Below are 15478 nucleotides of genomic sequence, written 5' to 3'. Positions count from 1 at the left end.
GCGGCCTCGCGACCGGTCGTGCGCGGACGCCCGGTCGACGTGGACTCCTGTGGAGGGCGGGTGCGCTAGCGGCGCGTGGCGATGTTCACGAGCTTCGGTGCACGGACGATCACGTTCGCGATCTCGCGCTCGCCGACCGACCGGCCGACCGCGTCGGACGCGCGCGCGAGCGCCTCGAGCTCCTCGGCGCCGATCTTCGGCGACACCTCGATGCGGTCGCGCACCTTGCCGTCGACCTGCACGATCGCGGTGACCGACTCCTCGACGAGGAGCGCCGGGTCGGCCTTGCGCCACACGACGTTCGCGACGGTGGGCTCGTATCCGAGGCGCTGCCACATCTCCTCGGCCGTGTACGGGGCGAAGAGGTCGAGGATCATCGCCGTCACCTCGGCGGCCTCCCGCACCGCGGCATCCGCCGGCCCGGCGCCCGAGTCGATCGCCTTGCGGGTCGCGTTCACGAGCTCCATGAGGCGAGCGACGATGACGTTGAACTTGAACGACTCGGCGAGGCCGGGCGCGTCGGCGAGCAGGCGATGCGTGACCCGCCGCAGCGCCGGGTCACCCGTCTTCCACTCGACGTCGGGGCTGGAGGTCACCTCGCCGGAGATGCGCCAGGCGCGAGCGAGGAACTTGGCCGCACCGACCGGGGACACGTCGGCCCAGTCGATGTCGTCCTCGGGCGGGCCCGCGAACGCGAGGGTGACGCGGAGCGCGTCCGAACCGTGCGCCGACAGCTCGGAGGCGAACTCGACGAGGTTGCCCTTCGACTTGGACATCTTCTGGCCGTCCATGATCACCATGCCCTGGTTGAGCAGCGAGGTGAACGGCTCGGTGAAGCCGAGGTACCCGAGGTCGAACAGGACCTTCGTGAAGAAGCGCGCGTACAGCAGGTGCAGGATCGCGTGCTCGACGCCGCCGACGTACTGGTCGACCGGCATCCACTTCTCGGCCTCGGCCGGGTCGAACGCACGGCCGTCGTCGTTCGGGTTCAGGTAGCGCAGGAAGTACCAGGAGCTGTCGACGAACGTGTCCATCGTGTCGGAGTCGCGGCGTGCGTCGCCGCCGCAGTTCGGGCACTCCACCCGAGCCCACTCGTCGGCCGCGCCGAGCGGGCTCGCCCCCTTGGGTCGCAGGTCGAGGCCTGCGGCATCCGGCAGCCGGACCGGCAGGTCGGACTCGGGCACCGGCACCTCGCCGCACTGCTCGCAGTGGACGATCGGGATGGGCGTGCCCCAGTACCGCTGCCGCGAGATGAGCCAGTCGCGCAGGCGGTAGTTCTTGGCCGTGCGGCCGAGGCCGCGCTCCTCGAGGATCTCGATCGCGCGACGGATCGCGTTGGTCTTGCTGAGCCCGTTCAGCGGGCCGGAGTTCATCAGGCGCCCCTCGCCGGTGAGCGCGACGCCGGTCGCGGCGGGGTCGAGCTCGGGCAGGTCTTCGAGCGGCAGCGGCACGCCCTGGTCGTCGACCGGGATCACGGGGATCACGCCGGTCACCGGCGCGTTGGTGTCGACGACGACGCGCACGGGCAGCTCGAAGGTGCGCGCGAAGTCGAGGTCGCGTTGGTCGTGCGCGGGGACCGCCATGATCGCACCGTGGCCGTAGTCGGCGAGCACGTAGTCGGCAGCCCAGATCGGCAGCCGCTCGCCGTTCAGCGGATTGGTCGCGTAGCGATCGAGGAACACGCCCGTCTTGGGCCGGTCGGTCGCGAGCCGGTCGATGTCGCTCTCGGCGCGCACCGATTCGAGGTACTGGTCGAACCTGGCGCGGACGTCGTCGGACGCGCCGGCGACGAGCTCGGCAGCCAGTTCGGAGTCGGGTGCGACCACCATGAACGTCGCGCCGTAGAGCGTGTCGGGGCGGGTCGTGAACACCGTGACCGGCTGGTCGCGGCCCTCGATCGCGAAGTCGACGTCGGCGCCGGAGGACCGCCCGATCCAGTTCCGCTGCATCGTGATGACCTTCGTGGGCCACTTGCCCTCGAGCTGGTTGAGGTCGTCGAGGAGGCGGTCGGCGTAGTCGGTCACGCGGAAGTACCACTGCGTCAGCGCCTTCTTCGTGACGACGAAGCCGCAGCGCTCGCAGTGGCCGTCGACGACCTGCTCGTTGGCGAGCACGGTCTGGTCGTTGGGGCACCAGTTGACCTGGCCGGCCTTGCGGTACGCGATGCCCTTCTCGTACAGCTTCAGGAACAGCCACTGGTTCCACTTGTAGTACTCGGGGTCGCTGGTGTGCAGCTCGCGCGACCAGTCGAACGACGGCGCGTACTGCTTGAACGAGCGCTTCTGCTGCTCGATGTTCGCGTAGGTCCACGCCTTCGGGTCGGCGCCGCGCTTGATCGCCGCATTCTCGGCGGGCAGGCCGAACGAGTCCCACCCGATGGGGTGCAGCACGTCGAAGCCCTGGTGGCGCCAGTACCGAGCGGCCGCGTCGCCGAACCCGAACGCCTCGGCGTGGCCCATGTGCAGGTCGCCCGACGGGTACGGGAACATGTCGAGGATGTACTTGCGTGGACGCGTGTCGCCGGGCTGCGCGGCGCGGAACGGCTGGAGCTCCTCCCACACCGGGAGCCACTTCGCCTGGATGGCGGCGAAGTCGTAGGTGCCGGCGTCGGCGGTGTCGGTGGTGTCCTGCTCGTGTGCCACGTGACTCTCAATCGTGATGCGCGGGGTGGGGTCGATCGCCCGGGTCGCGGGCGCGCGCGAGCGGCACGCCCGAGGGTCAAGCCTACTCAATCGGCGCGGCGTCCCGCCGGGGTGACGGATGCCGCACCGCCGCCGAGCACGGCGATCAGCGCTCGAGCCTTGACCAGGGTCTCCTCGACCTCCTCGTCGGGATCCGACAGCGCCGTGATGCCGCCGCCGGTGCCGATCGACGCACCCGACGGCGTGAGCACGATCGACCGGATGACCATGGCGAGGTCGGCGGTGCCGTCGACCCCGAGGCATCCGAACGCCCCCGAGTACACGCCCCGGGGACCTCGCTCGAGCGCGTGCAGGATCCGCATCGCGCTCTCCTTCGGCGCACCGGTCATCGACCCGGCTGGGAATGCCGACCTCACGGCGTCGAGCGCGGTGAGCGGATGCCGCAGCCGCGCCGTCACGGTCGAGACCAGCTGGTGCACGTGCGGGTACTCCTCGACCTCGAGCAGGCTCGGCACCGCGACCGTCCCGAGCTCGGCGATGCGGCCGAGGTCGTTGCGCATGAGGTCGACGATCATGAGGTTCTCGGCGCGTTCCTTCTCGCTCGCGCTGAGCTCGGCGCGGAGCGCGATGTCGGTGACGGGGTCGGCCGAGCGGGGCCGGGTGCCCTTCATGGGCCTGGTCGCCACCGTGCCGTCGCGCTCGACGAGGAGGAACTGCTCGGGCGAGGCGCTGAGCAGGGCGACGTCGCCGAACCTGAGGTAGCCGCCGTGGTGGCTCGGACTGCCGCGGCGGAGCCGGAGGTAGGTCGCGACCGGGTCGGGTCGTACGTCGAGGGCGACGCGATTCGTGAGGCAGAGCTGGTAGGCGTCGCCGCGTACGATCGCGGCCCGGCACTCGCCGATCATCCGTCGGTACGCGTCGGCGTCGTGGCGCCAGCGCGTCGCGACGGATGGCTCAGGTCGCACGTCGGCGGGGTGATCCGGCCGCTCCGCCGAGAGGGCGGCGAGCGTCGCGCGGGTGCGGTCGACCCAGTCCGAGACGGATGCGGCGTGGTCGTCGCCCTCGATCCACTCGAGTCGCACGTCGCGGGCAGCGTGCTCGAACACGACCACCCGGTCGGCGAAGAAGAACGCCGCGGCCGGCGCCTCGGTGGCCGCAGCCGGGACCCGGAGCGTGCGCGCCCCGAACTCGTACCCGAACCAGCCGTACCAGCCGACGGCGGCGCGGCCCTCAGGGTCGGCGTCCGCGCCGAGCCCGACGCCGCCGATCCGGCGAGCCAGCTCGGCGTACACGCGGTCGGGGTCGACCGCATCGTCGGCGATCACGACCGGGGCGTCGGCGGCGGCCACCGCGATCACGCTGCGCCCCGCGCGCACGTCGTCGCCGCTGTCGAGCCAGGCGACCGTCTCCGCGTCGGCCCCGAGTGCCAGGAACACCGTCTCGGGGTCGCGCCATTCGTGCAGCGTCAGGCTCCGGATGCGTCGTGGCACCCTCCGAGCGTACTGCCCGCCCCGCGCGGGCCATCCGTCGCGCCCGGGCGGCGCAGCGGACCGATCCGGCCGATCACGTTCAGCCGCCCAGCGTCACCGTCCGCTCGACGAGCCCCGCCGGGGCACCCGTGTGCGAGATCAGGATGACGCTCCGCCCCGGCCCGGCCGCGCCGAGCAGGTCGTGCAGCAGCGCGTCGGCGCGCTCTGGGTCGACGTTCGCCGTCGGCTCGTCGAGCACCAGCACCGGGAAGTCGGCGAGCATCGCCCGCGCGAGCGCGATGCGCTGTGCCTGGCCGCCGGAGACGAGCGCGCCCCACTCCCCCACGCGCGCATCGAGCCCGCCGCGTCCGGCGACCCACGACCCCAGGCCGACGCGGTCGAGCACCTCGAGCAGTTCGTCGTCGGACGCGGTGTCGCGCGCGAACAGCAGGTTCTGCCGCAGGTCCTCGTCGAACAGCCATGGACGCTGCTCGACCAGGCCGACCGCGCGACGGACGTCGCGCGGGTCCATCTCGCGCGCCTCGACGTCGCCGATCCGGTACGAGCCGTCGTACTCGAGGAAGCGGACCAGCACGTGCGCGAGCGTGGTCTTGCCCGCACCGGACGAGCCCTCGACGAGCACGCGCTCGCCGGGTCCGACGTCGAGGTCGACCCCGTCGAGGTCGGGGCGTTCGGGCCCGGACGACGGTGATGCGACGGATGCCAGCTCCGGTCGCTGATCGTCATCCGCGGCGACCCGCGGCCAGCTCGCGCGGATGCCCCTCAGTCGCAGCGAGGGAGCCCTGCCCTCACGCCCAGGCGCCGGATCGCGGCGCGCGAGGTCGACATCGGCCGCCGGACGCGGCACCGGCAACTCCGGCGGCACCTCGTCGGGCACCGCGTCGGCGACCCGGCCGGCACTCGCGCGGACGGCCCGCAGGGACCCGACGGCGACCGGAACGGCCGTCGCGACCTCGGCGATCGCGAGCGGGACGAGGCACAGCACGGCGAACGTCGGCCCGTCGATCCGCCCTTCGGCGAGGAGGGGGGCCGCTGCTGCGAGGCTCGCGACGGCCGCGATGCCGCCCACGGCGCTCATCGCGGCGGCAGCGAAGCCCTGGGCAGAGGCCCGGGCCCGGGTCACGCGTTCGAGCTGTGCGCCGATCTGTCGGATGCGCGCACGACCGGCTTCGGCGGCGTCGTACGCGACGAGCACGTCGAGCGCCTGGACATGCTCCACGATCGCCGCCTGCAGCCGGCCGCGGAGCGGCGCGAGCCGGGCGTCCGCGCGGGCCGCCATCACCTGCTGGGCGAGCACCGCGAGCGCGATGCCCGCCGCGAGGCAGGCGCCGACCGCGAGCGCCGAGCCCGGGGCGAGCCAGGCCAGCCCGGCGAGCGCCGCAGCGAGCACCACCGCGGCGCTGGCGAGCGGCTGCACGATGCGCAGCGAGACGTTCTGCAGCTCGTCGACGTCGCCGACGAATCGCGACAGCAGGTCGCCGCGCCGGGTCGTCGCGAGCCCATCGGGCGCGACCGGCAGCATCCGCTCGAACACGTCGGCGCGGATCGCGGCGAGCTGGCGGAACGCGGCGTCGTGCCCGGCGAGGCGCTCCAGGTAGCGGAACACGGCACGGCCGAGCGCGAACGCACGCACGCCGACCACGCCGAGCGACAGGTACAGCACGGGAGGCTGCTCGGCGGCGCGGGCGATGAGCCACGCGCTCGCAGCGAGCAGGGCGACACTCGAGAGCCCGGCGGCCACGCCGAGCAGCACCGACGGGAGCAGCCGGCGCACGGGCGGCACGGCGCGGCGGAGCACCGTGGTGGTCGGATCAGGCATGGGCGACCTCCCGGATCGCGACCACGCGGTCGGCGTGGCGAGCGAGGGCCTCGCGATGCGTGACGACGACGACGATGCGCCCCTCGTCCGCGAGCGCGCGCAATCCCGCGGCCAGTGCCGCCTCGCGGTCGGCGTCGAGTGCCGACGACGGTTCGTCGAGCACGAGCAACGGCGCGTCCAGTGCGAGCAGCCGATGGATGGCGCGCGCCACCGCGACGCGCTGCGCCTGCCCCCCGGAGAGCCCGGAGCCCCCGGGCCCGAGCGGCGTCTCGGCGGGCACGTCGACCGAGGCGAGCGCGAGCGCACGGGTGGCGAGCTCGGCGGGCGCATCCGACGCGCCGAGGCGCACGTTCTCCGCGACCGTGCCCTCGAGCAGGTGGGGCGCCTGCCCGGCCCAGGCGGTGCGGTATCGCGTGCCCGCTCCTGCCGGCGCACCGTCGAGCGTGGCCTCCCCCGCGGCGTCGGCGAATCCGAGGAGTGCGGCCACGAGCGAGGACTTGCCCGAGCCGCTCGCACCCGTGACGGCGACGACCTCGCCCGGCGCGGCGTCGAGATCGAACCCGGCGAGCACCGGCCGGCCGTCGCGGAACACCCGCAGTCCGCGCACCCGCAGGCCCGCGGCATCCGTCGCACTCGTCACCGCGGGAGCGATCGCAGCCGGTCGCGACGCGGCGTCCGTGTCGCCCTCGAGCACGTCGAGCGCGTCACGCGACGCCTCCAGCCCCGCCGTCGATGCATGGAACGCGGCGCCGACGTTGCGGATCGGCAGGAACACCTCGGGGGCGAGGATGAGCACGAACAGCCCGGGCGCGAACGACATGTCGGCCGCGACGAGGCGCAGGCCGATCGACACCGCGACGAGCGCGACCGACAGGCTCGCGGCGAGCTCGAGGGTGAAGCCGGAGAGGAACGTGACCCGCAGCACCTTCATGGTGCTCGAGCGGTACTCGTCGGTGACGGTGCGGATGCGACCGACCTGCCGTTCGGCGCGGCCGAACACCATGAGCGTCGAGAGCCCCCCGACGACCTCGAGGAACCCGCGGGACAACGACTGCAGCCGCTCCCACTGGCGTCGCTGCACGACCTCGGTGGCCATGCCGATGAGTGCCATGAACACCGGGATGAGGGGCAGGACGATCACGAGGATCAGCCCCGACACCCAGTCCGCCATCCACGCCGCTGCGACGAGCACGGGCGTCGCGACGGCGGTGAGGACGAGCTGCGGAAGGTAGCGGCCGAAGTACTCGTCGAGCGCGTCGAGTCCCGGCCCGAGGAGCGTCGCGGCCTTCGCGGTCGTGGCTCCGCGCCGTTCGGGCGGCCGCGACCCGAGTGCCGCGAGCAGGTCGTCACGGAGCCCGGACTTGACGCGCATCGCCCCTGCCGACCCGAGCCATTCCCAGAGCCATCCGGCGATGCCGCGAACGGATGCCGCGACCACGAGCACGACCACGACCGGCTCGACGCCCCACGTCACCTCGCCCTCGATGAGCCCCACGACGAGCGTCGAGAACGCCCACGCGAACGCGACCGTGGATCCCGCCTGGAGCAGCGCCAGCGCGCCGCCGCCGATGAGGAATCCGCGCGCGGCGCGCGAGCGGCGGATGAGCCTGGGGTCGAGCGGGCGCACGTCAGTGCACCGCGGCGTCGATCGTCTGCCTGGTCACGCGCTTGCGGAACACCCAGTAGGTCCACCCCTGGTACGCGAGGATCAGCGGGAGGAAGATCAGCGCGGTCCAGCTCATGACCGTGAGCGTGTACGGCGTGCTCGACGCGTTGGCGATGGTGAGGCTGTTCGCGGGGTCGTTCGAGGCGGGCATGACGTCGGGGAACAGGGCGGCGAACAGTCCCAACACCGCCGCGCCGATGGTGAGGGCCATGAGCGCGAAGGCGGTCCGCTCGGCGCCGCGGGAGTTCGCGAGCCAGCTGCCGATGAGGGCCAGGGCGGCGACCGCGGCCAGCGCCCAGAACCAGAACGTGCCGTGCGCGAGCCCCGTCCAGACGAGGAACGTCGCCGCGACGACGATCGTGACCGCGCCGGCGCGGGTCGCGAGGCGGCGGGCGCGCTCGCGGATCTCGCCGTCGGTCTTGAGCGCCGCGAAGACGACGCCGTGCGTGAAGAACAGGAGGAGGGTCGTGAGCCCCCCGAGGAGGGCGTACGGGTTCAGCAGGTCGAACAGCGTCCCGGTGTAGTTGTGGTCCGCATCCAGCGGTACGCCCTGCACGATGTTCGCGAACGCGACGCCCCAGAGCAGTGCGGGCACGGCCGAGCCGACGACGATCATCGAGTCGAAGCGCCGCTTCCACGCCAGCTCGGGCCGCTGGTGCCGGTACTCGAACGAGACGCCGCGTGCGATGAGCGCGAGCAGGATGAGCAGGAGCGCCAGGTAGAAGCCGGAGAACAGCGTCGCGTACCACTCCGGAAACGCCGCGAACAGCGAGGCGCCCGCGACGATGACCCAGGTCTCGTTGAGGTCCCAGACCGGGCCGATGGTGTTGATGAGCACGCGGCGGTCGGTGTCGTCCTTCCCGAGGAAGGGCAGCGACATGCCGACGCCGAAATCGAACCCGTCGAGCACGAAGTAGCCGACGAAGAGGAAGGCGACGATCCAGAACCAGAGCACTGCGAGATCCATGTCCGTCTTCTCCTAGTAGACCGTGGCGGCGTGTTCGACCTTGCCCGTCTCCGGGTCGGGCGGCGTGACCTCGGGCGGGCCCGTGCGGATCGCCTGGAGGATCAGCTTCACCTCGACCACCGCGAGGGCGCCGTAGATGAGCGTGAAGGCGACGAGCGAGATGAGCACCTCGAGGCCCGTGACGTTCGGCGACACCGCCGACTCCGTCGGCAGGAGGCTGAACACGATCCACGGCTGCCGGCCCATCTCGGTGAAGACCCAGCCGACGATCATCGCCATGAGCGAGAGCGGGAAGCTCCAGATCGCTGCGGTCCACACCCAGCGCCGGCGCGGCATCCGGCCACCGCGGGTGAGCCAGAGGCCGACGACGGCGACGAGGATGTGCAGCATGCCGAGGCCGATCATCCAGCGGAAGGACCAATAGGTCACCCAGATGATCGGCGCGTAGTCGCCGGGTCCGTACAGGTCGGCGTACAGCGCCTGCAGGTCGTTGATGCCCTCGACGCATCCGTCGAGCGTGTGCGTCGAGAGCAGCGAGAGCAGGTACGGGACGCGGACGGAGAACAGCTCGGTGCTGCCGTCGGGCGTGCCGAGCGTGAACAGCGAGAACGAGGCATCCGCGCCGCAGACCGTGTCGTACGTCGCCTCGGCGGCGGCCATCTTCATGGGCTGCGTGGCGACCATTGCGAGGCTCAGCTGGTCGCCGAAGAACGTGGTCAGGGCGCCCGCACCGACCATCGTCCAGAGTCCGAACTTCAGGGCGGGCCGCATGGTGTCCAGGTGCTGGTTGCGGGCGAGGTGCCAGGCGGCGGCGCTGATCACGAGGCCAGACGACACCATGAAGGCCGCGAAGATGGTGTGCGGGAACGCGGCGAGGGCGACCGGGTTCGTGAGCAGGGCCCAGATGTCCACGAGTTCGGCCCGGCCGCGCTCGGCGTTCATCTGGTAGCCGACCGGGTTCTGCATGAAGGCGTTCGCGGCGATGATGAAGTACGCCGACAGGATGCTGCCGATCGCGGTCGCCCAGATGGTCGCGAGGTGCAGCTTCTGCGGCAGGCGGTTCCAGCCGAAGATCCAGAGACCGATGAACGTCGCCTCGAGGAAGAACGCGAGCAGGCCCTCGAGCGCGAGCGGCGCACCGAAGACGTCGCCGACGAACCGCGAGTACTCGGACCAGTTCATGCCGAACTGGAACTCCTGCACGATGCCCGTCACGACGCCCATCGCGAAGTTGATGAGGAAGATCGTGCCGAAGAACCGCGTGATGCGGAGGTACTCGACCTTCCCGGTGCGCACCCAGGCGGTCTGGAAGATGGCGGCCGTGGTGGCGAGCCCGATCGTGAGCGGGACGAAGAGGAAGTGGTAGACCGTCGTGAGGCCGAACTGCCACCTGGCGAGCAGGAGCGGATCGAGGAGCTCGTTCACTGCGGAGGCACCTTTCGATGAGTGACGGCGACGCGATACTTCTACACAGCGTAGAGCACTTTTCTACGTCATGTAGAACCATGACGCGGATGCGCGGTATCCTCGTCGTATGGCAGGACTCGGCGAGCTCGAGCGCTCCGTGATGGAGCAGCTCTGGAAGAGCCATGGCGCCCTCACCGCGAACGAGGTGCGGGAGCGCCTCGCCGACCCCGCGGACCCGTCGCGGACCCCCGCCACCACGACCGTGCTCACCGTGCTCTCGCGGCTCGAGCGCAAGGGCTTCGTGTCCCGCGCCCGCGAGACCCGGCCGCACCGCTACCACGCGCTCCTCTCACGCGCGGAGCACACCGCGGAGCTCATGCACGAGGTCCTCTCGTCGTCCTCCGATCGCGACGCCGCGCTGGCGCGCTTCGTCGGCACCGTCACCGACGGCGAGGCGCGCACGCTGCGCCGACTCCTCGACGAACTCGTGCGCCGCTGACGTGGTCGCCGCCGCCGTCCTCCTCGGCGTCGTCGCGCTCGCGCTCGCCTGGCCGGTCCCCGTCGCCCTCTCCCGGGCGGCGTGGCCCTCACGTTCCCCCGCGACCGCCCTCGCGCTGTGGCAGGGGATCGCACTGGGCGGCGGACTCGCGATGATCGGGTCGCTGCTCGTGTTCGGCGCCTCGCCGGCCGGATCGATCGCCGGCGCGGCCGCCGACCTGCTGCCCGCCTTCTCGGCCGGCCCCGTGCCCGACGGCTACGGGGTCGTCCACCTCGCCGCGCTCACGCTGGCAGTCGGACTGGCGGTGCACCTGGCACTCAACCTCGCCGCCACGGCCGTCCGCGCCGAACGCGCCCGCCGCCGGCAGCACCGACTGGTCGACCTGCTCGCCGAACCGGGCGCCGACCCGGCAGCGCCCCGGGTCCTCTCCCACCCAGTGCCGGTCGCGTACTGCGTCCCCGGCATCCGCACCGCCACGGTGATCACCGAGGGCCTCGTCGAGCTCCTCGACGACGACGAGCTCCGGGCCGTCGTGGCGCACGAACGGGCGCACCTCGACCAGTTCCACCACCTCGTGCTCCTCGCCTTCCGCGCCTGGCACGGCGCGCTCCCATGGTTCCCCATCGCCAATCGCGCCGAGCGCGCCGTCGCGCTGCTCACCGAGCTGCTCGCCGACGACGGCGCCCGACGTGTCACCGGCGACCAGCCGCTCCGCCGCGCCCTCGTCCTCGTCGGCAGCACCGGCGAGCCCGGCGCGTACGCCGACGCCGGCGGCGTGAACCCCGACGCGGGCATGCTCGAGCAGCGGCTCCTCCGACTCGAACCGGGGCGGCATCCGCTCGCGCCGCACGCCCGGGTCGCGAGCTGGGCCGCCACGGGCGTGATCGTCGCGACGCCGGTCCTCGTCCTCGCCGCCGTGGCCGTCTAGCTCACAGCCGTATCCGCGACGCAGCGAATAGGCTCGAGACGATGAACGAGTTGCTCGACGGCATCCTCGAGACCGTGGCGAACGTCGACCCGGTGCTGCGCACCGTGCTGGCCGGGATCGGCATCATGCTCGAGACGTCGGTGCTCATCGGACTGGTCGTCCCGGGCGACAGCATCGTCATCGTCGCATCCACCGGCGTCGAGGGCACGGTCGAGTACTTCGCGTTGGCGCTCGCGGTGATCGTCGGTGCGCTCATCGGCGAGAGCATCGGCTTCGCCCTCGGCCGCTGGTTCGGTCCGCACATCGAGCGGTCCCGCGTCGGCCGGCGGATCGGCGAGCACAACTGGCACCGCGCGCGGCGATACCTCGCCCGGCGGGGCGGCCCGGCGGTGTTCATTTCGCGGTTCCTTCCCGTGCTCCACTCGCTCGTGCCGCTCACCGTCGGCATGAGCGACATGTCGTACCGCCGGTTCCTCGCCTGGACGACGCCGGCCTGCATCATCTGGGCCTTCGCCTACGTGAGCGTGGGATCGGCGGCCGCGGGCGAGTACCGGCGGTTGAGCGATGACCTGCACTGGGCCGGGTACCTGTTCGTCGGCGCCATCGTGCTGTTCCTCGTGCTGGTCTGGCTCGCCAAGAAGATCCTGATGCGGCTCGAGGCACGGCACATGGCGGATGATGCGGTGCACGACGCCGGCGCCGTGGTCGCCCCGCACGGCATCGCGCCGGACGCCGCCGAGCCGGTCGCGGCCGACCTCGCCGGACACGACGAAGGGCCGGCCGCCGAGGCGACCGACCCTCCCGAGCGTCGGGACGATTCCTAGAGGAGGCCGCTCGCTTCGAGCCACTCGGCGGCGATGTCGTCGGCCGAACGCTGCTCGTTCACGCTCTGCGAGTTGAGCTCGACGAGGTCCTCGGGGGTCATCTCCGCGCTGATCTCGTTGATGATCGCCGCGATCTCGTCGGTGACCTTCTCGCTCGCGATCGGGACGACGTTCGAAGCGAGGAACAGGCCCTCGGGATCCTCGAGCGTCACGAGGTCGTTCGTGGCGATGTTCGGGTCGGCGCTGAAGATGTTCACCATCTGCACCTGGCCGTCGGTGAGCGCCTTGAGGGTCAGCGCACCACCCGAGTCCTGGATCGCGGTGAAGCCGACGTCGACGCCGTAGACCTCCTGCAGTCCCTCGGGACCGTACGGCCGTGTCTCCAACTCGGCGTTGCCGCCGAGCGTGATCGGCTCGGAGACGTCGGCGAGGTCGGCCAGGCTGGTGACGTCGTTCGCCTCGGAGAACTCGCGTGTGACGTTGTACGAGTCCTGGTCGGTCGCGGACGACGGTTCGAGCACGCGCAGTCCGTCGGGCAGTGCGCCCTCGAGCTCGGCGTAGACGTCGTCGGCGGTCGTGGCCTCGGTGTCGGGCACGTAGTACTGCAGCAGGTTGCCGGTGTACTCGGGGAACAGGTCGATCTCGCCCGCCTCGATCTCGGGGATGTAGACCTCACGCTGGCCGATGCGGAACTCCCGCTCGACCGTGTAGCCGTTCGCCTCGAGGGCTTGCGCGTAGATCTCGGCGATGATCTCGTTCGAGTAGTAGTCCTGCGATCCGACGACGATGGTCTCCGACGTGCTCGCGCCGTCGCCGCCGTCACCGGGTTCCTCGTCCAGGGGATCCCCCGACGCGCACCCTGCCAGGGCCACTGTCGCCCCGACCGCGGCCGCCGCCAGGGCGACGAGCCGGCCTCTTCCAGTTGCGGACCTCATGATGCATTCCCTTCGTTGACGGGCGCCCCTGATGCGGGTGCGCCCACGACCGCCTTCGACCGGACCGGCCGGAGGCGGAGCCTTTCGGTGTCGCGCGCGGCGCGGACGCCCGCGGGCACGACGAGTCGCTGCAGGCCGGCGAAGACGGCGTCGAGCACGAGCGCGAGCGCGATCACGAGGATCGACGCGGCGAGCATCAACGGGTAGTCGCGGGTCTGGATGCCGAGGAAGAGGTAGGTGCCGAGCCCCGGCCCGCCGACGTAGGCGGCGAGCGTGGCGGTCGCCACCACCTGCAGCACTGCCGAGCGGATGCCGCCCATGACGGTGGGCAGGGCGATCGGGAACTCGACCTTGCCGACGATCTGGGATTCGGTCATGCCCATCCCACGGGCCGCGTCGACGGTGCGCCGGTCGACGGCGCCGACGCCGGCGTACGCGCCGGCGAGCACGGGCGGGATGGCGAGCACCACGAGCGCGATGAACGGAGCGAGGATGCCGACGCCGAGCGCCAGCGCGACCAGCGTGAGCAGGCCGAGCGTCGGAAGTGCCCGCATTCCGCCGGAGATCGTGACCGCCGTCTCGCGGCCTCGCCCGGTGTGGCCGATGAGCGCACCGACCGGCAGCGCGATGACCGCAGCCGCCCCCACGACGGCGAGGCTGAACACCAGGTGGAACCAGAGCTGTGCGCCGATCCCGTCGTCGCCGGACCAGTTGGCCGGGTCGAGGATCCACGCGAACGCCTCGGCGAAGAGGCTCATGCGACCGCCCCCTCGGGGTCGCGGATCGACTTCCTCGACTCTCGTCGCGCGCGGGCATCGACGTTCGTCCACGGCATCAGCACCCGGCCGAGCAGCACCGCTGCGAAATCGAGCACGAGCGCGAGGATCACGGTCGCGACGATGCCCGTGGCGATCTCGAGCGGGATGTTGCGCTGGAAGCCGTCGGTGAAGAGGCTGCCGAGGCTCTGGATGCCGAGCACCGCACTCACGGTGACGAGGCTCACGGTGCTCACGATCACGACGCGCAGTCCCGCGAGGAGCGTGGGACCGGCGAGCGGGAGCTCCACGCCCAGGAACCGGCGCCACGGCGAGTAGCCCATCGCCGTCGCCGAGAGCCGCACTCCCGGGTCGACGTCGCCGAACCCGTCCGCCGCGGAGCGGACCATGAGCGCGATCCCGTACAGCGTGAGCGCGACCACGACGTTCACCGGCGAGCGCAGCGACGTGCCGATGATCCCGGGCATCGCGATGAACAGCGGCAACGACGGGATCGCGTAGAGGATGCCGGCCAACCCGAGCACGGCGCCCCGCGACCACCGGTACCGCCATGCCGCCCAGCCGATCGGGATCGAGATCACGAAACTCAGGATGACGGGCGGCACCGACAACGCCAGGTGCACGAGTGTCAGCTCGGCCACCCGGTCGAGGTTGTCCCAGAGCCAGTTCACGGGGCGAGGACCCCGGCGGGCCGCCCGGCCTCGTCGACCACGACCCGGCGTCCGTCGACCTCGGTGACCCGCAGCGTGCGCCGGCCGCGGTCGGCGCCGATGAAGCCGGCGACGAACTCGTCGGCCGGGCCGGCGAGGATCTCCGCGGGCGACCCGATCTGCACGATCTCGCCGCCGGTCCGCAGGATCACGACCTGATCGCCGAGGAGGAACGCCTCGTCGATGTCGTGCGTGACGAACACGACCGTCTTGCCGAGCTCGCCCTGCAGCCGCAGCAGCTCCTGCTGCAGCTCGGAACGCACGATCGGGTCGACCGCACCGAACGGCTCGTCCATGAGCAGGATGTTCGGGTCGACGGCGAGCCCGCGCGCCACGCCGACGCGCTGCTGCTGGCCTCCGGAGAGCTGTGCCGGGTACTTGTCGGCGAGGGAGCGGTCGAGCCCGACGGTGTCCATGAGTTCGAGGGCCCGGGCGCGCGCCGCGCGCTTCGACTCGCCGCGAAGGACGGGCACGGTCGCGACGTTGTCGATGACCTTGCGGTGCGGCAGCAGCCCGGAGTTCTGCATGACGTACCCGATGCCGCGTCGCAGCTTCACGGGATCGACCGTCGCGACATCCGTGCCGTCGATGAGCACCTGCCCCGCGGTCGGGTCGACCATGCGGTTGATCATGCGCAGCAGCGTGGTCTTGCCCGAGCCGGACGAACCCACGAGGATCGTGGTCTTGTGCGGCGGGATGACGATGTCGACGTCGTGCACGGCCACCGTGCCGTCGGGGAACTGCTTCGTGACGCCGCGGAACTCGATCATGCTGCCTCTCCCCACGTGCTGGGGCGCCGACCGGCGCAGGGTCAA

The 15478-nt window shown here is 71.7% G+C and carries 13 protein-coding genes; 3 read left to right on the top strand and 10 right to left on the bottom strand.

The window, feature by feature from the left end; translation table 11 throughout:
• Positions 1 to 65 precede the first annotated feature (65 nt).
• From leuS to ACULK4_RS08430, 6 genes are all read right to left on the bottom strand, one after another.
• Entirely contained in the window at positions 66 to 2642 is a 2577-nt protein-coding gene (leuS, locus tag ACULK4_RS08455; protein WP_445966657.1) for a leucine--tRNA ligase, read from the bottom strand.
• A gap of 86 nt (positions 2643 to 2728) precedes the next feature.
• Positions 2729 to 4132, bottom strand: a complete 1404-nt coding sequence (pabB, locus tag ACULK4_RS08450; RefSeq protein WP_445966658.1) for an aminodeoxychorismate synthase component I — start codon at positions 4130 to 4132, stop codon at positions 2729 to 2731.
• A 79-nt stretch (positions 4133 to 4211) separates the two neighbouring features.
• Entirely contained in the window at positions 4212 to 5951 is a 1740-nt protein-coding gene (cydC, locus tag ACULK4_RS08445; RefSeq protein WP_445966659.1) for a thiol reductant ABC exporter subunit CydC, read from the bottom strand.
• The gene (gene cydD / locus ACULK4_RS08440) at positions 5944 to 7578 is read right to left on the bottom strand and encodes a thiol reductant ABC exporter subunit CydD (protein WP_445966660.1); all 1635 of its coding nucleotides are present in this window, start codon (positions 7576 to 7578) and stop codon (positions 5944 to 5946) included. The genes cydC and cydD overlap by 8 nt, the downstream gene beginning before the upstream one ends.
• Position 7579: 1 nt before the next feature.
• Positions 7580 to 8584: a cytochrome d ubiquinol oxidase subunit II gene (cydB, locus tag ACULK4_RS08435; RefSeq protein WP_445966661.1), complete on the bottom strand. Its 1005-nt coding sequence runs from the start codon at positions 8582 to 8584 to the stop codon at positions 7580 to 7582.
• Between the two features lie 12 nt (positions 8585 to 8596).
• Positions 8597 to 10009 carry a cytochrome ubiquinol oxidase subunit I gene (locus ACULK4_RS08430; protein WP_445966662.1) on the bottom strand — a complete coding sequence of 471 codons (1413 nt, stop codon included), beginning with the start codon at positions 10007 to 10009 and terminating at the stop codon, positions 8597 to 8599.
• 109 nt (positions 10010 to 10118) lie between these two features.
• Here ACULK4_RS08430 and ACULK4_RS08425 point away from each other — a divergent pair, with 109 nt between their 5' ends.
• The 3 genes from ACULK4_RS08425 to ACULK4_RS08415 are packed head-to-tail and all read left to right on the top strand — an operon-like array spanning position 10119 to position 12242.
• A complete protein-coding gene (locus ACULK4_RS08425) occupies positions 10119 to 10490 on the top strand; it encodes a BlaI/MecI/CopY family transcriptional regulator (RefSeq protein ID WP_445966663.1) in 372 nt (123 codons plus the stop codon).
• Between the two features lies 1 nt (position 10491).
• On the top strand, positions 10492 to 11418 hold the full coding sequence (locus ACULK4_RS08420; protein ID WP_445966664.1) for a M56 family metallopeptidase: 927 nt from the start codon (positions 10492 to 10494) through the stop codon (positions 11416 to 11418).
• Positions 11419 to 11459: 41 nt separating this feature from the next.
• Positions 11460 to 12242: a DedA family protein gene (locus ACULK4_RS08415; RefSeq protein WP_445966665.1), complete on the top strand. Its 783-nt coding sequence runs from the start codon at positions 11460 to 11462 to the stop codon at positions 12240 to 12242.
• On the opposite strand, the gene ACULK4_RS08410 is transcribed toward ACULK4_RS08415, so the two are convergent.
• Genes ACULK4_RS08410 through ACULK4_RS08395 form a run of 4 tightly spaced genes read right to left on the bottom strand, consistent with a single transcriptional unit; the run spans position 12239 to position 15433 of the window.
• Entirely contained in the window at positions 12239 to 13177 is a 939-nt protein-coding gene (locus tag ACULK4_RS08410) for an ABC transporter substrate-binding protein (RefSeq protein WP_445966666.1), read from the bottom strand. The genes ACULK4_RS08415 and ACULK4_RS08410 overlap by 4 nt on opposite strands.
• Entirely contained in the window at positions 13174 to 13935 is a 762-nt protein-coding gene (locus ACULK4_RS08405; protein ID WP_445966667.1) for an ABC transporter permease, read from the bottom strand. Before ACULK4_RS08405 ends, ACULK4_RS08410 begins: the two co-directional genes overlap by 4 nt.
• The gene (locus tag ACULK4_RS08400; RefSeq protein ID WP_445966668.1) at positions 13932 to 14624 is read right to left on the bottom strand and encodes an ABC transporter permease; all 693 of its coding nucleotides are present in this window, start codon (positions 14622 to 14624) and stop codon (positions 13932 to 13934) included. Before ACULK4_RS08400 ends, ACULK4_RS08405 begins: the two co-directional genes overlap by 4 nt.
• Positions 14621 to 15433 (bottom strand): ABC transporter ATP-binding protein, encoded by an 813-nt coding sequence (locus tag ACULK4_RS08395; protein ID WP_445966669.1) that lies wholly within the window; start codon positions 15431 to 15433, stop codon positions 14621 to 14623. Before ACULK4_RS08395 ends, ACULK4_RS08400 begins: the two co-directional genes overlap by 4 nt.
• Positions 15434 to 15478 lie beyond the last annotated feature (45 nt).

This window comes from Agromyces selenitireducens (assembly GCF_052748465.2).
The sequence above is the reverse complement of the archived record's forward strand: the minus strand, read 5'-3'. Positions and strand labels throughout refer to the sequence as shown.